This window comes from Novispirillum itersonii subsp. itersonii ATCC 12639, assembly GCF_000381985.1.
Lineage (GTDB): Bacteria > Pseudomonadota > Alphaproteobacteria > Rhodospirillales > Rhodospirillaceae > Novispirillum > Novispirillum itersonii.
The window spans coordinates 71,573-91,135 of the sequence record NZ_KB907338.1; the positions used below are offsets into that span (position 1 = coordinate 71,573).

8 protein-coding genes are annotated in these 19,563 nt (G+C 66.1%); 1 reads left to right on the forward strand and 7 read right to left on the reverse strand.

Translation table 11 applies throughout. The annotated features are described in order from the left end of the window. Positions 1-28 precede the first annotated feature (28 nt). Positions 29-3,499, forward strand: a complete 3,471-nt coding sequence (locus G365_RS0103740) for a DEAD/DEAH box helicase (RefSeq protein WP_019644164.1) — start codon at positions 29-31, stop codon at positions 3,497-3,499. A 73-nt stretch (positions 3,500-3,572) separates the two neighbouring features. Here G365_RS0103740 and G365_RS0103745 read toward each other — a convergent pair whose 3' ends face one another. The 7 genes from G365_RS0103745 to adh all read right to left on the reverse strand — a co-directional run bounded on the left by G365_RS0103745 (position 3,573) and on the right by adh (position 19,236). Beyond that, positions 3,573-4,985 carry a sensor histidine kinase gene (locus G365_RS0103745; RefSeq protein ID WP_019644165.1) on the reverse strand — a complete coding sequence of 471 codons (1,413 nt, stop codon included), beginning with the start codon at positions 4,983-4,985 and terminating at the stop codon, positions 3,573-3,575. 17 nt (positions 4,986-5,002) lie between these two features. Next, positions 5,003-5,782: a response regulator transcription factor gene (locus G365_RS20225; protein ID WP_019644166.1), complete on the reverse strand. Its 780-nt coding sequence runs from the start codon at positions 5,780-5,782 to the stop codon at positions 5,003-5,005. Positions 5,783-5,906: 124 nt separating this feature from the next. Next, complete coding sequence (locus G365_RS0103755; protein WP_019644167.1) at positions 5,907-13,661, reverse strand: glycosyl hydrolase family 18 protein; 7,755 nt, start codon at positions 13,659-13,661, stop codon at positions 5,907-5,909. 352 nt (positions 13,662-14,013) lie between these two features. Beyond that, positions 14,014-15,234, reverse strand: coding sequence for a PQQ-dependent sugar dehydrogenase (locus tag G365_RS0103760; RefSeq protein ID WP_043741505.1), 1,221 nt, complete (start codon positions 15,232-15,234; stop codon positions 14,014-14,016). A gap of 723 nt (positions 15,235-15,957) precedes the next feature. Continuing rightward, positions 15,958-16,335 (reverse strand): DUF779 domain-containing protein, encoded by a 378-nt coding sequence (locus G365_RS0103765; protein WP_019644169.1) that lies wholly within the window; start codon positions 16,333-16,335, stop codon positions 15,958-15,960. A 99-nt stretch (positions 16,336-16,434) separates the two neighbouring features. After that, the gene (gene yiaY / locus G365_RS0103770; protein WP_019644170.1) at positions 16,435-17,586 is read right to left on the reverse strand and encodes an L-threonine dehydrogenase; all 1,152 of its coding nucleotides are present in this window, start codon (positions 17,584-17,586) and stop codon (positions 16,435-16,437) included. Between the two features lie 129 nt (positions 17,587-17,715). Continuing rightward, the gene (gene adh, locus G365_RS0103775) at positions 17,716-19,236 is read right to left on the reverse strand and encodes an aldehyde dehydrogenase (RefSeq protein WP_019644171.1); all 1,521 of its coding nucleotides are present in this window, start codon (positions 19,234-19,236) and stop codon (positions 17,716-17,718) included. Positions 19,237-19,563: the final 327 nt, after the last annotated feature.

The following is a 19,563-nucleotide window of genomic DNA, read 5'->3' on the forward strand; positions in this document are numbered from 1 at the left end:
GAATCATCCAATCTCCTACCAGGACCCCATGGACCGACCATTTATCGCGTACAAGATTGGCGAGTTGGAGGACGCATTCGCTGAGCGTAATGAGGATGGGCAGTTGCTAAAACTCCTCATGGTTGAGCTTGCCCATCGCAGGACTCCGCGCGCAGTCAAGCTGATGGCCGAGGTGCAATTGCGGTTAAAAGAACCCCCGGCGAAAATAGCCCGTTCTCCTGAACCAGAATTACAGACTGCGGCCGCGACAGCACCCAGATCGGTTTCGGTGCAAGATGTGCCGGCACGACGCATCCCGCCACAGCCTGCAGCTCCAGGAACACCGCAGGCCACTCTTGATGCGTGGGTAGCGCTGGAAGTCCTCTCACCTCAATCTTACCGTCGACCGGAAGATCTGGCAGGGGGCGATAAGCAGGCAGTGGCCCGCATTGATCAGGCACGACTGCCCTGGGATGCTGGTGGCGAGCCGTTCCGGAAAGGTTTCCGCCTCTATTATCAGATCGTGCTCGGCAGCGTACGTCTGGAAGAAACCGTCAAACGCATCCTCGACGTCTATGCTGACCGGCGGGTGGAGCGGCCGGCAACCCGTGGGAACGCGGCCCTGGCGGTAGTGGTGGTGGATCAGCACGGTATGCCCGTGGAGGCGTCTGCGGTTGGAGTCTCCAGTTTTGGCTGGGCGGTCCCCCATGCCCTGGCTGGCAATCTCGACGGACTGGCAGGCTGGCCAGCCGCCGAAATGGCACTCACCAAAGCCATGGAAGGCAAGATCCGGCGTACAGATCAGGACGGAAACGTACTTCCTCTCACCCGGCAGATGATAACAGAGCTCCATGAGTGGCTTACGGGAACCCTCGGCCTGCCGGCGGACCTGATTGAGCCGCCAAGCTTCGCTATTCGCACCTTCCAGCACTTCAAGCAACCGGATTCACCTGAGCCATTGCTGCTTAACAGTTTCTTCTTGGGGGACCTGGCAAGCGCGCGAAGTGCGTTCCTGACCGGACGAGCCACACCCAACCTGCGTCGTTATCTTGGCGTGGAGTATCCCGCTTCACGGAAGGATCTCTTGTGCGACCATCGTGCGCTGGAAGCCGCGATTGCACCAGCACTCATTCCTCCGGCGCGTTGGCCCGGCAAGGGGCGACATCCATTGGTTTTGCTCCAGCAGGCTGCGGTCAACGCCGCCATCGCCACCTTGCAAGACGACGGCATCCTAGCCGTCAACGGCCCGCCGGGAACCGGGAAGACGACTCTGCTGCGCGACTTGGTCGCTGCGCTGGTGACGGCCCGTGCCGAAGTCATGGCGGGCTTCGATGATCCGCAGCAGGCCTTCACGCACAGCGGTGAGAAAGTCAAGGCGGGTCAAGCGTGGCTACACCTCTATCGCATCGATCACCGGCTGAAGGGTTTTGAGATATTGGTGGCGTCCTCCAACAATAAGGCAGTGGAGAACGTCAGCGCCGAATTGCCGGGCCTGGATGCACTGGCTGAGGATGCGGGGCTTGGTTATTTTCGTTGCCTGTCCGACGCCCTCCACGCGCCGAAGAAGACGTGGGGGCTGATCGCTGCGGTCCTTGGGAATGCCACCAATCGTAGCAAGTTTCGCCAGACCTTCTGGTGGGACAGCGACATCGGAATGTCGACTTATCTTGCGGCTGCGGCAGGCACGCCACAAATGGTCGAAGATAAGGACCCGGCGACCGGCAAAACCTTCGAGCGACCGCCAAAAATCGTCCTTGAGGAAGATCCCCCAGCAAATCACGAGGAAGCGCTGGCCCGATGGCGCCGGGCTCGCGAGGTGTTTAGGCAGGCCCTGAAGCGCAGCCGCCAGCACCTGCTGGAACTGGAAACTGCCCGTCAGGCTGTTCAGCAGCTTGACGCTGCGGCGGAACGGGAGAGCGCCGCGAGCCAGGCTCTTGACGCTGCCCGCAGACGTGCTGCAGCGGCCGAAGCCGATCGTTCACAGGTGGAAGACGCGGTCCGGGATGCTGCCTTGGCCGCAGAATTTTCCCGGGCACAATTGGAGAGCCATGGCCGGGCTCGGCCTGGATTTCTCCACCGCCTGTTGCGGTCGGCCGCAGCACGCCAATGGAAAGCTCTGCATGATCCGCTGATGGCCGGAGAGCGCGCGGCTCGAGCAATTCTTCAGGAGGCCCAGAGCAAAAAACGAGCCTGCGAATTGCAGTGTGTTAACACAATGGCTGCCGTGCAGCAGGCTGAACGCGCTTTGAGGGCCGCGGTAGACGAGCATGCGGCTTTGCGCGGTACGGTGAAGGCTGCGCGAGCCAGGTTGGGGAATGCTGTGGCTGACAGTGCATTTTTCGTGCAGCCACACGCTGAGCTCCACAAGGCGACCCCATGGATGGATGAGGCCGTGCAACGAACGCGCGACGATGTTTTCATCGCCGCCATGCAGCTGCACAAGGCCTTCATTGATGCTGCGGCCAAGCCGCTCCGTCATAACCTTGGGAACCTCATGAACATCTTTGCCGGTAAGGCAATGCCTGACGAGGCTAAGGCCGCCCTGGTGCCGGATCTCTGGGCATCGTTGTTCCTGGTGGTGCCCTTATTCTCAACCACATTTGCGTCTGTTGGGCGCATGTTAGGGGCATTGCCTCCCCAGAGCCTCGGTTGGCTGCTTGTGGATGAGGCAGGTCAAGCCTTACCCCAGGCCGCAGTGGGTGCCTTAATGAGAACACGTCGCGCCGTGGTGGTGGGGGATCCCCTGCAAATCGAGCCAGTGGTGGTCCTGCCGGACACTCTGACGAAGGCCATTTGTCGCCAGTTTGGCGCCGATCCCGATCGTTTCAATGCTCCCGATGCCTCGGTTCAGACATTGGCTGACGTGGCCACCCCCTATATGGCCGAATTCGATGGGCGGAACGGCAGCCGGGAGGTCGGGGTTCCATTGTTGGTGCATCGCCGCTGCGCCGAGCCCATGTTCGGGGTTTCTAACGTTACCGCGTATAATAGACTGATGGTGCAGGCAAAGAAGTCTGGCGCCTCGCGCATTCGGGATGTGCTAGGCCCATCGGCCTGGATCGACGTTCAGGGCGGTGGTGCCGACAAGTGGTCGCCAGAGGAAGGCCGGGAGGTCATAGGCATGCTGCGGCGGTTGGTAGACGCTCGCATTGGCTTTGATGACGGTAAGGGCCCCGACATTTATCTCGTTACCCCTTTTGTCATCGTCGCAGACACTCTTCGAGTACTCGTTGAGCGGGAGAAAATAGCCGAAAATTGGGGCGGAAACTCCTGGCAGTGGGCCCGTGAGCGGATCGGTACGGTTCATACGGTTCAGGGACGGGAGGCCGAGGCGGTTATTCTGGTGCTGGGTGCACCCGCTGCTACCCAGGCCGGTGCCCGGACTTGGGCCGGTGAGCGCCCCAACCTGCTCAATGTCGCCGTGACCCGGGCCAAGGAGTGTCTATACGTGGTAGGAAACAGAGAACTGTGGAGGAAGGCAGGGGTCTTTCAGGCGTTGGATGAACGGCTCCCGAATTGACCTGCCGTGACTTTTTCATCCAGCCGTCAGGGGAGGCCTGACTAAGGTTACGCAGCACAGAATTCCCCCCCCCTCACACGGCGGGGGGCAGGTGCAGGGTGACTTCGGCGCCGCCGTTGCGGCGGTTGCGCAGGGTCAGGTGGCCGTGGTGGCGGATGATGACGGTTTTGACGATGCTCATCCCCAGCCCCGTGCCCGGCACCGGGCTGGCGTTGGCGGCGCGGAAAAACCGTTGCCCCACCTGGCCGATCTGCTCAGGCGGGAAGCCGATGCCCCGGTCCCGTACCGAAATCCGGATCATGTCTTCCCGCCGCAGTGTGATTTCCACCGTCTGATCCGGGCCGGAAAACTTCAGGGCGTTGTCCAGCAGGTTGCTGACCGCCACCGCCAGCATTTCGCGGTCGCCCCGCAGCATCAGCCGGTTTTCCGGTGCCCCTCTCTCTGGCGTCCCTCTCTCCGGTGCCCCTCCCTCCGGCGTTTCTGTCTCGGGGGCGGTGTCGGCGGGCAGAGTGCTGAGGATCCGGCGGCCGTCGTATTTGTCGCCCAGCACCCGGATAATATCGCGGATCAGCCGGGCCGGATCGATCAGGTCGCCGGTGTTGCCGTCCAGCTCCGCCCGTTCTGCCAGCAGCAGGGTATCCATCAGGGTGCTGGCCCGGGTGACGGCGGTGCGGATGGTCTGCAACCGCGCGGTCACCGCCGCCTGTGGCGGGTCCAGCAGCATCAGCCCCAGTTCCGCCGCCCGGTCGATGACCGCCAGCGGGGTCCGCAGTTCGTGCCCCAGCATTGACAGAAACTGTCGCAGCTGCCCATGCATCCGCCGTTCTGCCATCAGGGTGTGGGTGCGTTCTTTCAGGTCATCATCCAGCCGTGTGCCCACCATCATCATCGTCGCGAACAGGGTCAGGGTCATCACCACCGCCCCTTCCAGCAGCAGCAGCGACATCAGCAGCGGTGAGACCGTAAAGTTCGGGTCCGGGTGCAGCAGGGCGGCCCCGGCCCGCCCGGCCAGCACCGCCAGATGGCACAGCAGGCTGACCGCCATGCAGGTACGGGCCGCGCCGAACCGCCGGCCATTTTCCATCACCTGCCACAGCAGCCGGATATACAGCACCCCGTACAGGGCAGAGGCCACCGCCACCCGCAGCCCGGTTTCTTCCGGCAGCAGCCCCATCATGGCGATCCACAGCACGGCGGTCAGCGCCGTCATCCCCGGCAGCAGCAGGCGCATGGGCCGCCCCCCGGCCAGAATCACCATGCCTTCGGTGGCGGCGGCGATGGCGGCGGTCGTGGCGATGTTGGCGATCACAATCACCACCGGCAGGCGCACCGTCATCAGCGCGAAGGCCACCGCCAGCAGCAGGCACCCGGCGGAAATCTGCGCCAGCCCGCGCAGGCCGGGGCGGGCCCGCCACAGCAGAAACGCGGTGATGCTGTTGGTGACGGTCAGCACCTCGACAAAAATCAGGGATGTGACGGGATCCATCGCCGTTTACCGGGCCGTCAGGAAGGGCCAGCCGGGGAAGGGCCAGCCGGGGGCAGAACCGTCACCGAACCGGCAAAGCAGTACCCGCGCCCGTACACCGTCCGCACCGGCGACTCCTGCCCGGTCTGGTCCTGTACCTTCTGCCGCAGCCGCCGCACCAGCGTCATCAGTCCGGCCTGACTGGCATCCCCCCCGTGTTCGGCCAGCGCCGCCGTCAGGTCCTGATGGGGGCAGACCGCCCCGGCCTGTGCGGCCAGCAGGTCCAGAAACACCAGCTCGCGCGCGGTCAGGGCGACCGGGGTGCCCGCCGGGGTGGTCAGCGTCCGGTTCAGCCGGTGCAGGGTCCACAGGCTGGTGTGGGGGGCTCTGGCGTCCGGTGTGGTGGCGTGTGGATCTCTCGGGCGGCGGGGTTGGGCGTGCGGGGCGGCGGGGGGCAGCCGCTGCAGCAGGTTGCGCAGGGTGCCTTCAATTTCCCGCAGGCTGGCATGTTTGATCAGATAGCCGTCGCTGCCTGCCTCCAGCGCCTGCAGGCGGTCTTCCAGACCGTTCCGGGCGGATAAAACCACCACGCCGCAGCGCAGGCCGCAGCGGGCCCGCACCTGCCGCAGCAGGTCAAGGCCGTTGCCGTCGGGCAGCCCGAGATCCAGCAGAATCAGATCAAAGGCGGCAGCCTCCAGCGTTTGCAGGGCCCCGGCCACCGTGGCGGCCCCGGTGGCGGTATAGCCCTTTGCCTCCAGAAAGACCGTCAGATCATCCCGCAGCGAGGCGTCATCCTCTACAACCAAAATCCGTGGCATACCCAGTCAGTCCCATTGCCCGCCCCCGCCGGGGGTTCCGGCGGGGGGCGTATGTCTGTGCAAGGGTCCTTTATAGCATCCGGCAGCCGGATGGACAGGGTAGAGGGGGCGACCCCCGACCGGGTTATGCCCCCGCCAGCTCCGGCAGTTTCGCCAGACCGGCCAGACCATCCAGACCGGCCAGCTCCGGCAGCTCCGGCACCGGGATCGACCGCAGCCGGGCAAGATGGGCCTCCGCCTGATCCTGCACGGCTTTCAGGTCGGCCAGCATCCGGGCGGGCACCGGGTCGCGGCGGCTGTCCTGCGGCGGCAGGGCGGCCAGACCGGTCAGGGCCGCCGTCAGGCGGTCCCGGGCGTTGGTCTCGGTGCTGCTGCGCAGCAGCACCGGCAGCGGCGGGCTGAACACCCAGCGGCGGGGGTCGCCGTCGCGGCGGCTGCGGGCCAGATCGGCCTGTGCCGCCAGATAGGCCTCTATCCGGCCTGAAGACCACAGCAGGCTCAGGGTTTCCGCCATGCCTGCCTCTGACAGGCCCGCCAGCCCCATAAACAGGCACAGGCGGCCAACCGCAGCATCCAGATCCGCCCGCTGCGGGCCGGTTTCGGCGATCATGCGGCGGTTGCGGGCGTCAATCGCCTGCCCCTGCACCGCCCGGCAGGCGCGGGCGATTTTGGTCGGCAGGGCGTTGCCGGGCATCAGCAGGTCACTGTCAACCACCCGCCCGGCCAGCATGATGATCTGCGCCACCGGCAGGCTGGCCCCCTGAAACGACACCCACAGGGTGACGGTGCCGCCGTCGGCGTCTTCCTTCAGCGACAGGGCCGCCACCCCCAGCGCATGGGCCAGCGCCAGCGTGCGGGCCAGACGGGTGGCGCGCCAGCCCAGGGCCGGGCCGGTCAGCAGGCGGTCAAAGTCGGCAAGCTGGCCCGCCCGGCGGACGGCGGCGTTAGACGGCACGGTGTCGGCGGCCAGATCTGACAGCGACAGCACCGGCACATCGTCGCAGATCAGGCCGGTCAGGAAGGGGATATCCTGCAGGCGTCCGGCGGGCAGGTTCCAGCCCTGCACGATGTCGCCGGGCATCACCGTTTCGCACTGTGCGGCCAGCGCCGCCACCGCCTGATCATAATCATCCAGCAGGGCCGCGAAAAAGTCCTGGCTGTGCGGCAGATCGGTCAGGAAGCCGGTCAGGCGGCGCAGCGGCGTGACCAGCAGGGCATCGACATCGGCGGCCAGCAGGGCCGGGGTAAGGGAAAACGGCACCAGCTTTTCTGAGATCCACAGAAAGCGCCGCGCCAGCTTCTGGCCGTAGGGGGCAGAGAAGTACACCCGCGCCCCCTGTGCCGTGGCCCCGGTGCCCCGGCGGATGTAAAAGTCGTAGCAGTCGCCGATGCGGTCCAGCATGGCCGGGGTGATGGCGGCGGATGTCGCCCCGACCGCCAGCGGCCATGCCCCCAGCCACGGGGCGGGCAGGCTGGTTTCCAGCGCCTTGGGCGGCAGGCCCAGCAGCTTGTCGCGCAGGCCGCCGATCAGGCGGTTGCGGTATTCGGCCAGCCGCAGGGGGTCGTCAGACAGGCGGCGGTCGGTTGCGGGCAGGGTCAGCTGTTCGGTTTCTTCTTTTTCGATGGTGATGTCGATCTCTTCGTATTCGGTCATCAGACCGGCGGTGATCATCGACTGAAGATAGGTGACGTCGGCCTCCAGCCGGTCGCCCAGCAGATCCAGACGGCGGTCAACCGCGTCAAAGCCGCGTTGCAGGGCCAGCAGCACCTGCGCGGTGGATTGCCTGACCTCCTGCCGGGTCACCGAGAAACCGGCCTCGATGGTCTGTGCCATCGTGTCCAGCCGGGCGCTCAGGTCGCGCATCATGCCGTCCAGTTGCGCTGACAGCTCGTCAAAGCGCTGATCGACGGCGGCGCTGAAGACCGTGATCTGGTCAGACAGAATGCCAAGGCTTTTCTGAATCTGCTCCATCTGCTCGGCCAGCGCCTTGTACATTTCCTCCACCGGGTCCGGCTCCGGCCCCCAGATGGCCTCGGTGATCAGGCTGACGGCGGTGAAGGCGATGCTCATGCCCATCGACACCATATCCATCTTGCCCAGCCCGCCGCCCTTCTTCATGGCGGTGATCTGCTTCAGGCCATAGAAGATGGTGCCAAGGGCGGTGCCGAACTTGACCACCCGGTTGCTGATATCCAGCACCTTGTGCAGCACCTCTGCCGTTTCGGCGGACAGATGGCCCTTGCTTTGCAGCCAGTCGATGGCTTTGTCGCCGTAGTACTTCGCCTTCTCTGCGAGCATGGCGTAGTCCTGCATTTTGGTCAGCTTGCGCTGGGCCTCCCTCATCTCGGCGCGGGCGGCGCGGACGTCGCTGGTCCGCCGCCCATTCTGGGTGGCGGTGGCCTTGCGGGTCAGGGTGTCGGCCTCAGCGCTCAGGGCGTCGCGGCCCTTGACCGTGGTCTCGCAGGCGTCCGTCAGGCGTATTTTTTCGTCGGCCAGAAGCTTTTTGAACGCCTCGGGCGGCAGCGGATCGTTGTCTCCTGCCCCCGCCGGGGTCGGGGCGACAAAGCCCGCCTCGCGCAGTGCCTTCGGGGACATCGGCTCGGTTTTCTGGGTCGTGATCTGATCAATCTTGTCCAGTTTGCTGCGGATCGTGCTGATGTGGAGATCCACATTGGCCACCCGTGCCCGCAGGGCGGCGGCCTGCTTCAGCTCTTCATCCGCCTGCTTCAGGATGCCGGTGTCAAAGTTGATCTTATTCTGCCACGCCTGCATCTTAAACTTCATCTGCTGTTCGTGCAGAAACTGGGTCTGGCGCCTGAACTCGCTTTTGGTGTGATCAACCGGGTCTTTCGTCACCGGGGCAGGGGGGCGCAGCAGGGTGCCCATCCGCCCGGCGGAGACCGCATCGGGCGATGCCCCGTCGGTCGGCTGGTCGGGCAGCATCGCCGGGTCGGGCGGCAGGCTCAGGGCTTCGCGGGTCCAGGCGGTATCGGCCTGCGGCAGGCCGGTGGGGTCGGCCTGCGGCAGCCAGTCCACCGCGTTGTGACGGGCGATAAAGTCCAGCACCTCGGCCCGGGTCGGGCGGTCGCCCCGGGGTGACAGGGTGCGGTCGCGCACCAGCGCATACAGGGCGGCCGCGGCCATCGGCACGCCGCCGTCCAGCTCCGTCAGGGCCTGAAACGGGTCCTGCACCGCCGACAGATCGGCCAGCGAGACCCGGTTGGCCTGCTGTTCCGCCTGACTGAACTGCCGCACCGGCTGGCCCAGCCCGGCAATCAGGCTGTCTGCCGCCTGTGCCAGCGGCTCGGCGATAAAGGGGGCGGCCAGCAGCAGGTTGGTGACGGCGGGGGGCAGCGGCCTGCCCCCGGCCTGCGGGTCGGCCACCGGGTCCTGCGCGCTGTCAGGGGTCAGCGCGTCGCGCCCGGCCTGCATCAGCTGGCTGTACAGCACCGGCGCGGCGGTGGACAGCGGCACCGGGGCGCCCTTGACAGTCACCGGCCAGCCCAGATCCAGCAGCCTGCCGTAGTGGTGCAGGGCCACGGCGCTGGCTTCGGGCGTTTCGGTCAGCCGGAAGGCCTCGGGCCGCAGGGGGTGGCTGGCGGCGCTGATCAGCTGATCGCGTTCATACCGGCGCCACGGGCGGTCTTTCTCCGGGTCGGTCCAGACCGCGTCAAGGGCGGTCTGAAAGGCGCGGTCATCGGCAAAGCGCTGGCCTTTCAGCCGGGCGACGGCCTCCCGCAGGGCGGGGCTCAGCCCTTCCCGGGCGGTCATGTCCTGCGGTTTGCCCGGCTCGGTGGCGGGCAGGTGCATCAGGGCGGCGTCGCCATCCCCGGCGGCGACCGCCAGCAGGGCATCATCGACGGCGTAATCCTGAAGGATGTGCTGGATGGCGCGGGCCACCTCCGGCAGGGTCGGGGCCAGAGTGGACACCATCAGCAGGCCCAGACGCGGGTGATCTGACAGAAAGGCGGCGGTCTCCGGCGGCAGGATCACCGCCGGGGGGGCGGGCAGGGCGGGATCCGTATCCGTATCTGTATCGAGATCGGTATCAGTATCGGGTGGCTCCGGGCTGTGGGGGTCGCTGTCGGGCAGGGTGGGCACGGTGTGGGGCACCACCTCCCGCAGGGGCGGGGGCAGCAGCCGGGCCAGCAGCGCTTCGCCAAACACCGGGCCGCTGATGCGGTTGACCGCCGGGGCGCTCCACAGCGGGGCCCCGGCGGCGGCCAGCAGCGGCACCGCGTCGGCGTTCTGTGACAGCAGGGCGGCGCCGATCAGGCTGACCGGGGCATCGGGGGTATCGGTGGTCAGATCCGCCGGGGCCCCGTCGGTCAGGGCCTGCACCAGCCCGGCGGTGTTTCCGGCCCGGACCAGATGATGCAGCCACGAAGCGCGGTCTGCCCCATAGCGCCAGTCCCACGATCCGCGCAGGGTGGCTTCGGTCCGGGGCCAGCCCCGGGCCTCGATATGCAGCAGGGTATCGGTGTCGTGGCTGATCACCACGCCGCCGTCATCCAGCACCGCCGCCGACAGGAAGAAGGCCGGGGGCGGCGTCAGGCGGTGGATCAGCGTATAGCCGCCGTCCGCCTGCGGCGACCAGAACAGGATGGCATTGTCGGTAACACTGAGGAACCCGCCGTGCGGCAGCGCCAGCAGGGCGCGCCCGGCCTGCTGGTTGCGCGCGGCGGCGCACCACGCCGGGGTCATGTGGCCGGGGGCCAGCGCATCGGGGCCGTAGACCTGATAGTTGCCATAGGCGGTCAGGGCCGCCACCGACCCGTCGGCCAGCGCGGTCAGAAAGGCAATGCTGCCCCAGTCCTCGCCATCGGCCCGGCCCGGCGATCCGCGCAGCACCGGGGCGCTGCCGCTGACATCCCACACGCCGACGGTGGGGATCTCTGCCGTGCGGTCCCCGCCGGTCACCAGCAGGCCGCCCGGCATGGCGACGGCGCAGCGCACCGCCGGGGCGGTGCCACCGCCCAGCAGCAGCCGCACCGCCGGGGTCCCGGCCCCGGCGGCGGGGTCATACAGATACACCGCGCCCCCCAGCAGCAGCAGGGCCGTATTGCCCCAGCCGGGGATCAGGGCGGCGGTTGTACCGGCGGGGAGACCGGTGGCGATGGTCTCCGTGTCGGCGGGGGTGTCGGCATTGCCGGCCAGAGACAGCAGCCGCCCGTCGGCCAGCAGGGCCAGAATCCGCCCCGATGGCAGGCCCAGCAGGGCGCGCACGGTGGCGTTTCCTCCTGTTCCCTCCCCGTTTATCAGCCATGCCATGCGGGTGACCCAGGGGCGGTCTTTGCTGGTGTTGTCCACCGTCAGGCACTGCACCCGGCCTGCCGCCAGCGCCACCGCCAGCCGCCCGCCGGGCAGCGGGGCCATCGCCAGCAGCCGGTCGGCCTGCGGCAGCGCCCGGGCCGCCCGCAGGCCGCCGTAATCGCGGGCCGCCGCCCACAGCCGCCGTGACGGCAGGGCGGCATGGGCCTGTGCGGCCAGCGAAAACTGCCCCTGACCGTCAGGCCCGGCGGCGGCCCCGGCGGTGCGGGTGTCGGGCCGCAGGGCCGGGCGTTCCTGCCGCAGTTCGTCGGCGACGGCACGCAGCAGCGATTTCGGGTGATCGACCGGCACATCGCCTGACAGATCCCACACCATCACCCCGCCCAGACCCTGTTGCCGGGCATAGCGGACCTTTTCCCGCACCGAGGCCGGGTTGTCATAGGTCACCAGCATCGCCTTACCGGCGTGCGAGGTCAGCAGCGACGGGGCCCGCGCCTTGGGGTGCAGCGGCGCGGCCTTAAACGCGGGGAAGGCGGGTGACGCCGCGCCCTTGTCCATTTCCTGCACGATGTGGCTGTACAGATAGGTGCCCGAGCTGTCGTTAAACTGCCCCGGCACCGCCGGGCCCTTCAGCACCGGGCGGTTGATGCCGCTGTCCCAGTCTTCGCGGCTGGTGGTGGCGGGGCGGTCTTTGTCGTCACTGCTGACATAGACGGCGCGGCCATAGAACGGCACCCCCAGCGAAAGCTGGCGGCGGGTCAGGCACAGGCTGTTGACATAGCCCAGCATGGTTTCGATGGTCGGGATCACGCCGCAGGGCGCTTCTGACCCGTCGGCAGGGGCCGACGACGCCGGGCGCATCGGGGCGTTAAAGTCGGAATACTGCAGCCACCCCCCGCCGTAGTCATAGGTCATGACATGCACGGTATCGACCAGCTCGCCGATCCGCCGCCAGTAGGTATCCAGCCCCTGATCGGCGGGGTCCACCGTATCCAGCAGCCGGATCTTCTGCGGGCTGGCCGGGGCGGCGATGCCGATGCTGATGCGGGGCCGGGGGGTTCCGGCGCGCAGGTTCTTCTGGTACAGGGCCTCGGCCTGTTTCCGCAGCTCTTCCAGCAGGGCGACATAGCCGGGGCCGTCGGCGGCGGACGGGTATTCCCAGTCAATCTCAACCCCGTCAAAGCCCAGCGTGTCGATGGCGGTCATGATCCGCCGGGCAAAGGTGCGGCGGCGGGCGGGGTCGCGGCTGATCAGCGTAAACAGGTCAGCCGCCGGCAGAATCTGGCGATTAAGGGCCGCGGCCAGCAGTGTCTGAAGCTGTAGCTGGGTCAGCAGGTCGATATCCTTAAACCACTGCGTCGCCGGGGTGTGCGGCAGGCTGTCCAGCAGGACGGCAATCTCTTTGGCACCGCTGATGAAAGACAGCCCGCCGAACAGCGATGTGGAAACCGGGTAAAACGACCACGGTCTGGTGTCGGCTGACCCGTCGCCGTCATAGCGGGGCCAGCGCTGGATGTAAAACTGCGGGGGCTGAAGGCCGGTGGCCGGGACAATATACAGCGAAACGTCGGGATTGTTCCCGCCGCGCGGCATGTTGGCCCAGCTTTCCGGCGGGCCGCTGACCCGGCGGACGTCAAAGCTCAGCTCTTTCGGCCAGCCGCCGACGATCAGGTTGACCTTCAGCTCCGGGTTCAGGCGGCGCAGAAACTGTAACGAGCTGATCTGCCAGTCATCCCCCCAGCTGTCAGAGCTGGCGGGAACACCGTCAACCGTCATCGAGAACATGCCGTATGACAGCTCGTTAAGGTGCGAGAACGGCAGATCGCGGATCGAGATCCCGCGTTCATAGGCAAAGTAATTGGCGTAATAGCCCAGCACCCGGCGGGGCAGCGACGCGCCGCCGACAAGGCCGGTATCGGCCTTTGACACCACCTTCACCGGGCCATCCAGCCCGTGCATGGCGGTGACCACCGCCACCAGCTCCACCGGTCTGGCGGCGGCGTCGCCCTTCTGTTTGACGCGCACATCGGGCAGCGCCGCCAGACCTTCGATCGAGGCATCGTAAGACATATACCGGAAGCTGCTGACATAAGACAGCGACGCCTGCCCCCGGGGCGGAATGCTGGCCGGGCGCTTGTAGTTAAAGTATGTGACCCGGTATTTGTAATAATCCTCATCCCGGGCGTCTTTGGTCCAGTCGGCGGATGTCCCGTAATAGCCAAGGTCGCTGTCACTGATCGACAGATCACCCCACGGACACAGATAAATGTCTGTGGCGTATCTTATCTGTTCCGGGGCGTAGGAGAACTTTGACTTCGCCATAGCCCTGCGGAAGATTTCTTCTTTTTTGCTGGTGATGGCCTGCGTTTTTTCCTCGCAGTCCGGCCCTTCCATCAGCTTTTTATAGTTTTTGTCGTCAGACAGCTCCTCAATGGCTTCTGCCGTCAGGTTTTTCTGGTCTGTGCCCTGACCGATCAGGATGTTGGTCCGCAGCTCAAGCTGCGTCAGCTTAATCTCCTGATCGGTGTTGTTGATCAGCACAATCTCGTCAACGCCGGGGGTCTTGACCAGCTTCCACGAGAGGCCTTTGAACAGAGTCTCTGACATGATGACGCTTCCATAGGGTGAACGCCTGTCCCCCTTGGGGTGAGCAGACGGGGATGTGACAGCCTATGGACGCGAATAGTACAGAAGATCTAGGCGGGGAATGGGGAAATAAAAGCAGAGATATTTCAGAAAAAACGGTTTTCTCGATTTATGCCGCTCTGCGGACTGACAGTTTTTGACAGATTATCGTGTTAAGACCCCTGACTGTGACCTGATGTGATCTTTTATGACAAAATCTGTCACTTTCTGTCACTTTGCGGCCCCTGACCGGTCCCTCAGGCGTCCGGCCCGCCCGGCGCAATGCTCTTTTTAAGAGATTTTTATCATTAAAGCGCGCCATGATGGTTTTCCGTCAGCGCGCCACATCCACCCGGATCAGGGCGCCGTCGCTTTCGTCGGTCAGCAGCATGACGCTGCCATCGCGGGCCACCGCCACATCGCGGATGCGGGCGGTGCCGTCGAAGTAGCGGGCCTCGCCGGTGACAAGGCTGCCGCCACTGCCGGATCCCCCGCCGGGCCCGCTGGCCGGGTCCAGCGTCAGGCGGACCAGCGCCTGCGCCCCCAGCCCGGCGATCAGCAGGCTGCCGCGCCAGCCGGGGATGCGGTCGGCGGTGTAAAACGCCATGCCGCCGGGGGCGATCACCGGGTCCCAGTAATAGACCGGCTGCTCCAGGCCATCCTGCGCGGTTTTGCCGCCGCCGACGGCGCTGCCGCTGTATTCCTGCCCATAGGTGATTACCGGCCAGCCGTAATTTTTGCCCTGCTGCGGGTGGTTCAGCTCGTCACCGCCCCGGGGGCCGTGTTCCACCGTCCACAGGGTGCCGTCGGGGGCCAGTGCTGCCCCCTGCACGTTGCGGTGGCCGACCGACCAGACCTCCGGCAGGCCACCGGGAAAGGCCGGGGTGGCCTGCATCGGCCCGCCGTCGGGCGAGATCCTGACCACTTTGCCCAGATGCGTCGCCGGGTCCTGCGCCAGTGGCCGCGCCGCCCGGTCTGACCGTTCGCCGGTGGTGACAAACAGCCCGCCGTCGCGGTCAAACACCAGCCGCGAGCCAAAATGCAGCCGCGACCGCCACGCCGGGGTCTGCCGGAAGATCACCCGCACGTCGGTCAGCCTGCTGCCATCGGCGGCAAGGGTGCCGGTGGCGACCGCCGTGCCGTTGCCGTCGCTGCCCCGGGGCTCGGCATAGCTCCACCACACCCGGCGGGTGGTGGCAAAGTCGTCGCGCACCGCCACATCCAGCAGCCCGCCCTGACCGTCGGCGTCCACCTCCGGCAGTCCGGCCACCGGGGCCGACAGGGTGCCGTCGGCCCGCACCAGACGCAGGCGGCCGGGCCGTTCCGTCACCAGCCAGCCGCCGTCGGGCAGCTCTGCCATGCCCCACGGGTGTTCCAGACCGGCGGCAACCACGCTGTGCTGAAGGCGGGTGGTGTCGGCAATCACCGGGGCGCGGGTCTGGCCGGGGAAGGCCGGGCGCTGGGCGGCGGCATTGGGCGGGGTATCATTGAAGTCACCGGCCACGGTGGGGGTGGGCAGCAGCAGCAGGACGGCAAGCAGGGCGGGGCGGGTCATCGCGGGCAGGTCCATCGCTGAAAGGGGATCCGGCCTTCCCATATGCGGGCAGGACCGGCGGTTGCAAGGGGGGGCATCCACACTGCCCGACCCGCCCCGGTCTGCCAACCGGGACCGATTACCGTCAGGCCGCAGGCGGGTGGGGGGCAGCAGCGGCAGGGCTCCCGGCCCCTGCCCTCCTGCTCCTGCTCCTGCTCCTGCTTCTCTCCCCCTCCCTCTTTCCTCTTTCCTCTTTCCTCTTTCCCTTCTGCTCCTGCTCCTCTCCCTCCTCCTCTCCCTCCTTCTCTTCCTCTTCCCTCTGCGGCGCGAGTTCCGCTTTTTCGGCAGTTAAAGGGGGGTGCAGTTCCGTACTCGGGACAGTTAAAGGGGGGGGCAGTTCCGTACTCGGGGCGCTTAAAGGGGGGTGCAGTTCCGTACTCGGGGCGCTTAAAGGGGGGTGCAGTTCCGTACTCGGGGCAGTTAAAGGGGGGGGCAGTTCCGTACTCGGGACAGTTAAAGAGGGGGGCAGTTCCGTCTTTTGGGCCCTTAAACGACGCTCAGTTTCACATATGGACGAATGATTTTCTGGTAATGCATTGAAAAATCGAAAGATTAAAAAAAGACCAGACGTGACGTAAGGGGAAGATGGGTGCCGAAAATGTCACGGGCGACCCCTTCCGCGCCGAAAGGGCCGCCCGTGTCCCCCGCAGCAGAAACCGGGGTGGGGGGGGAAAGGGGGCTCCCTCACGGGTCGCCCTGTGCATCCAGCGCCGCTGCCTCGGCATCGGTGAACACCCGCGACCGGGTCAGAAAGCGCAGCCCGTCCGCCCCTTCCAGCGAGAACATGCCGCCCCGGCCCGGCACCACGTCAATCGTCAGCTGGGTATGCCGCCAGTATTCAAACTGGGCGCGGCCCATATAAAACGGGCAGCCGCCGATCTGGCCCAGCAGCACATCGCTGTCGCCGGTGATGAAGTCGCCCAGCGCATAACACATCGGCGCGCTGCCGTCGCAGCAGCCGCCGGACTGATGAAACATCAGCGGCCCGTGCCTGCGGTGCAGCACGGCGATCAGGTCAAGGGCGGCCGGGGTCGCCAGCACGCGGGGCGGTGGGGTGGGCATGGCCTGTTCTCTCTGATGTGTGTGTCTCTGGCTGACCTCTGACAAAAAAAGCAGGGGGACACCCGGAAGTGCCCCCCTGAGGTGGGGAGGAAAACCCGGTTATGCCGCCGCGCGGAAGATCGCCTCGATATCCGCCTGATCCGCCGGGCGGGGGTTGGTCAGGCCGCAGGCATCTTTCAGGGCATTGGCCGCCAGCACCGGGATGTCGGCATCCTTCAGCCCCAGTTCGGTCAGCCCGGCGGGGATGCCGATATCGGCGGACAGGCGGCGGATGGCCGCCAGCGCGGCGGCGGCCCCGTCGGCATCCGACAGCCCGGCCACCGGCTCGCCCATCGCGGCGGCGACGTCCTTCAGGCGGGCGGCGCTGGTCTGCACGTTAAAGGCCTCGACATGCGGCAGCAGCACGGCGTTACAGACCCCGTGCGGCAGGTCATAAAACCCGCCAAGCTGATGGGCCATGGCATGCACATAGCCCAGCGAGGCATTGTTAAAGGCCATCCCGGCCAGAAACTGCGCATAGGCCATCGCTTCCCGCGCGGCCAGATCATCGCCGTGGGCCACCGCCTGCCGCAGGTTGGCGGCAATCAGGCTGACCGCCTTCAGGGCACAGGCATCGGTGATCGGGGTGGCGGCGGTGGAGACATAGGCCTCGACGGCGTGGGTCAGGGCATCCATGCCGGTGGCGGCGGTCAGGCCCGGCGGCTTGGCCAGCATCAGGTCGGGGTCGTTGACCGACAGCACCGGGGTGACGTGCTTATCGACGATGGCCATTTTGACGTGGCGGGCCTCGTCCGTGATGATGCAGAAGCGGGTCATCTCGCTGGCGGTCCCGGCGGTGGTGTTGATCGCCACCAGCGGCACCTGCGGCTTTGCCGAGCGGTCAACGCCTTCATAGTCGGCGATGGATCCGCCGTTGGCGGCGCACAGGGCGATGCCTTTGGCACAGTCATGCGGCGACCCGCCGCCAAGAGAGACCACAACGTTACAGTCATTGGCCCGCAGCAGGGCCAGCCCGGCATCAACATTGGCGATGGTGGGGTTGGGCTTGGCCCCGTCAAAAACGGTGACGGTCAGGCCTGCGGCCTCCAGCAGGGCGGCGACCTTACCGGCAACGCCGATTTTGGCCAGCACGGCATCGGTGACGATCAGGGCGCGGCTGTAGCCGTAGCTTCTGATCCGGGCGACGGCATCGGTCAGACAGCCGGAGCCCATCAGGTTGACGGACGGAATATAAAACGCGGTCTGGGTCATGGGTGTGGTCTCCCCCTTATGAAGACGGTTTTTATCCGGGTGCGGGGGATGGGGGGGGAGGGGTCCGCACCCCATCCCCCCCGGCTCCCCGGTTCCCCCGGTCTTTAGACCCCGGAAGGTCTGACAGGCTTAAAAGAACCCGAGCGCCTTCGGGCTGTAGCTGACCAGCAGGTTTTTGGTCTGCTGGTAGTGGTCAAGCATCATGGCGTGGGTTTCGCGCCCGATGCCGGACTGCTTGTACCCGCCGAACGCGGCATGGGCCGGGTACAGGTGATAGCAGTTGGTCCACACCCGGCCTGCCTTGATGCCCCGGCCAAAGCGGTAGGCGCGGTTGCCGTCGCGGGTCCATACCCCCGACCCCAGCCCGTACAGGGTATCGTTGGCGATGTGCAGGGCTTCTTCCTCGTCCTTAAAGGTGGTGACCGCCACCACCGGGCCGAAGATCTCTTCCTGAAAGATCCGCATGCGGTTGTGGCCCTTAAACACGGTCGGACGGACGTAATAGCCCCCCGACAGGTCCCCGCCCAGATCAGCGGCCCCGCCCCCGGCCAGCACCGTTGCCCCTTCGTCCTTGCCGATACCGATGTAAGACAGGATCTTCTCAAGCTGTTCAGACGAGGCCTGCGCCCCGATCATGGTGTCGGTATCCAGCGGGTTGCCCTGCTTGATCGCCGCCACGCGGGCCAGCGCCCGTTCCATAAAGCGGTCATAGATTGACTCGTGGATCAGGGCCCGCGACGGGCAGGTGCAGACCTCGCCCTGATTCAGCGCGAACATCACAAACCCTTCAATCGCCTTGTCGAAGAAGTCATCATCGGCGGCGGCAACGTCAGAGAAGAAGATGTTGGGCGACTTGCCGCCCAGCTCCAGCGTCACCGGGATCAGGTTCTGGCTGGCGTACTGCATGATCAGGCGGCCGGTGCTGGTCTCGCCGGTAAAGGCGATTTTGGCAATGCGCGGGCTGGATGCCAGCGGCTTGCCCGCCTCGACCCCAAAGCCGTTGACCACGTTGATCACCCCGGCGGGCAGAATGTCGGCGATCAGCTCCATCAGCACCAGAATCCCGACCGGGGTCTGTTCCGCCGGCTTCAGCACCACGCAGTTGCCCGCCGCAATCGCCGGGGCCAGCTTCCAGGCCGCCATCAGGATCGGAAAGTTCCAGGGGATGATCTGGCCGACCACGCCAAGGGGCTCGTGCAGGTGATAGGCGACGGTGTCAGAATCCAGCTCCGCCAGGCTGCCTTCCTGCGCCCGGATGCACGACGCAAAATAACGGAAGTGGTCAATCGCCAGCGGAATATCGGCGGCCAGCGTCTCGCGGATCGGCTTGCCGTTATCCACCGTCTCGGCATAGGCCAGCTTTTCAAGGTTGGCTTCCATGCGGTCGGCGATGCGGGTCATCACCAGCGCCCGCTGGGCAACACTGGTGTGGCCCCACGCCGGGGCGGCGGCATGGGCGGCATCCAGCGCCAGCTCGATATCTTCAGCAGTGGACCGCGCCGCCTGACAGAACACCTTGCCGGTGGTCGGCGTCGCATTGTCAAAATACTGGCCCTTCACCGGGGCAACCCATTGCCCGCCGATAAAGTTGTCGTAACGGGCCTTGAACTGCACCGGGGCATCAGCGGATCCGGGGGCGGCATACAGCATGAACGGTACTCCCTGTGATTTCTTGTGTCTGTGACTTCTTGTGTCGCGGTCCGGCGTTTCCTCACCGGGCTGCTGAACACTCCGCACAGGGCATGCCAGACGGAAATCGCGCTTTTTCAGTCTGTTACTGCGCCCGCAGCATGTCCCGCCACGGGACAGGTGTGTCAAAACGGGACAGTTGCGCCGCACACACAGGAAACCGTTGCGCTGCACCGCCGCTGTCCCCGACACTCGGACAACGCAGGGTTTCGGGGCGTTTTCCTGGAGAGGCTGCTTTTGGGGGAGGCTGCTTTTTGGGGCGTTGCCCCAAACCCCACAAGGAGCCTT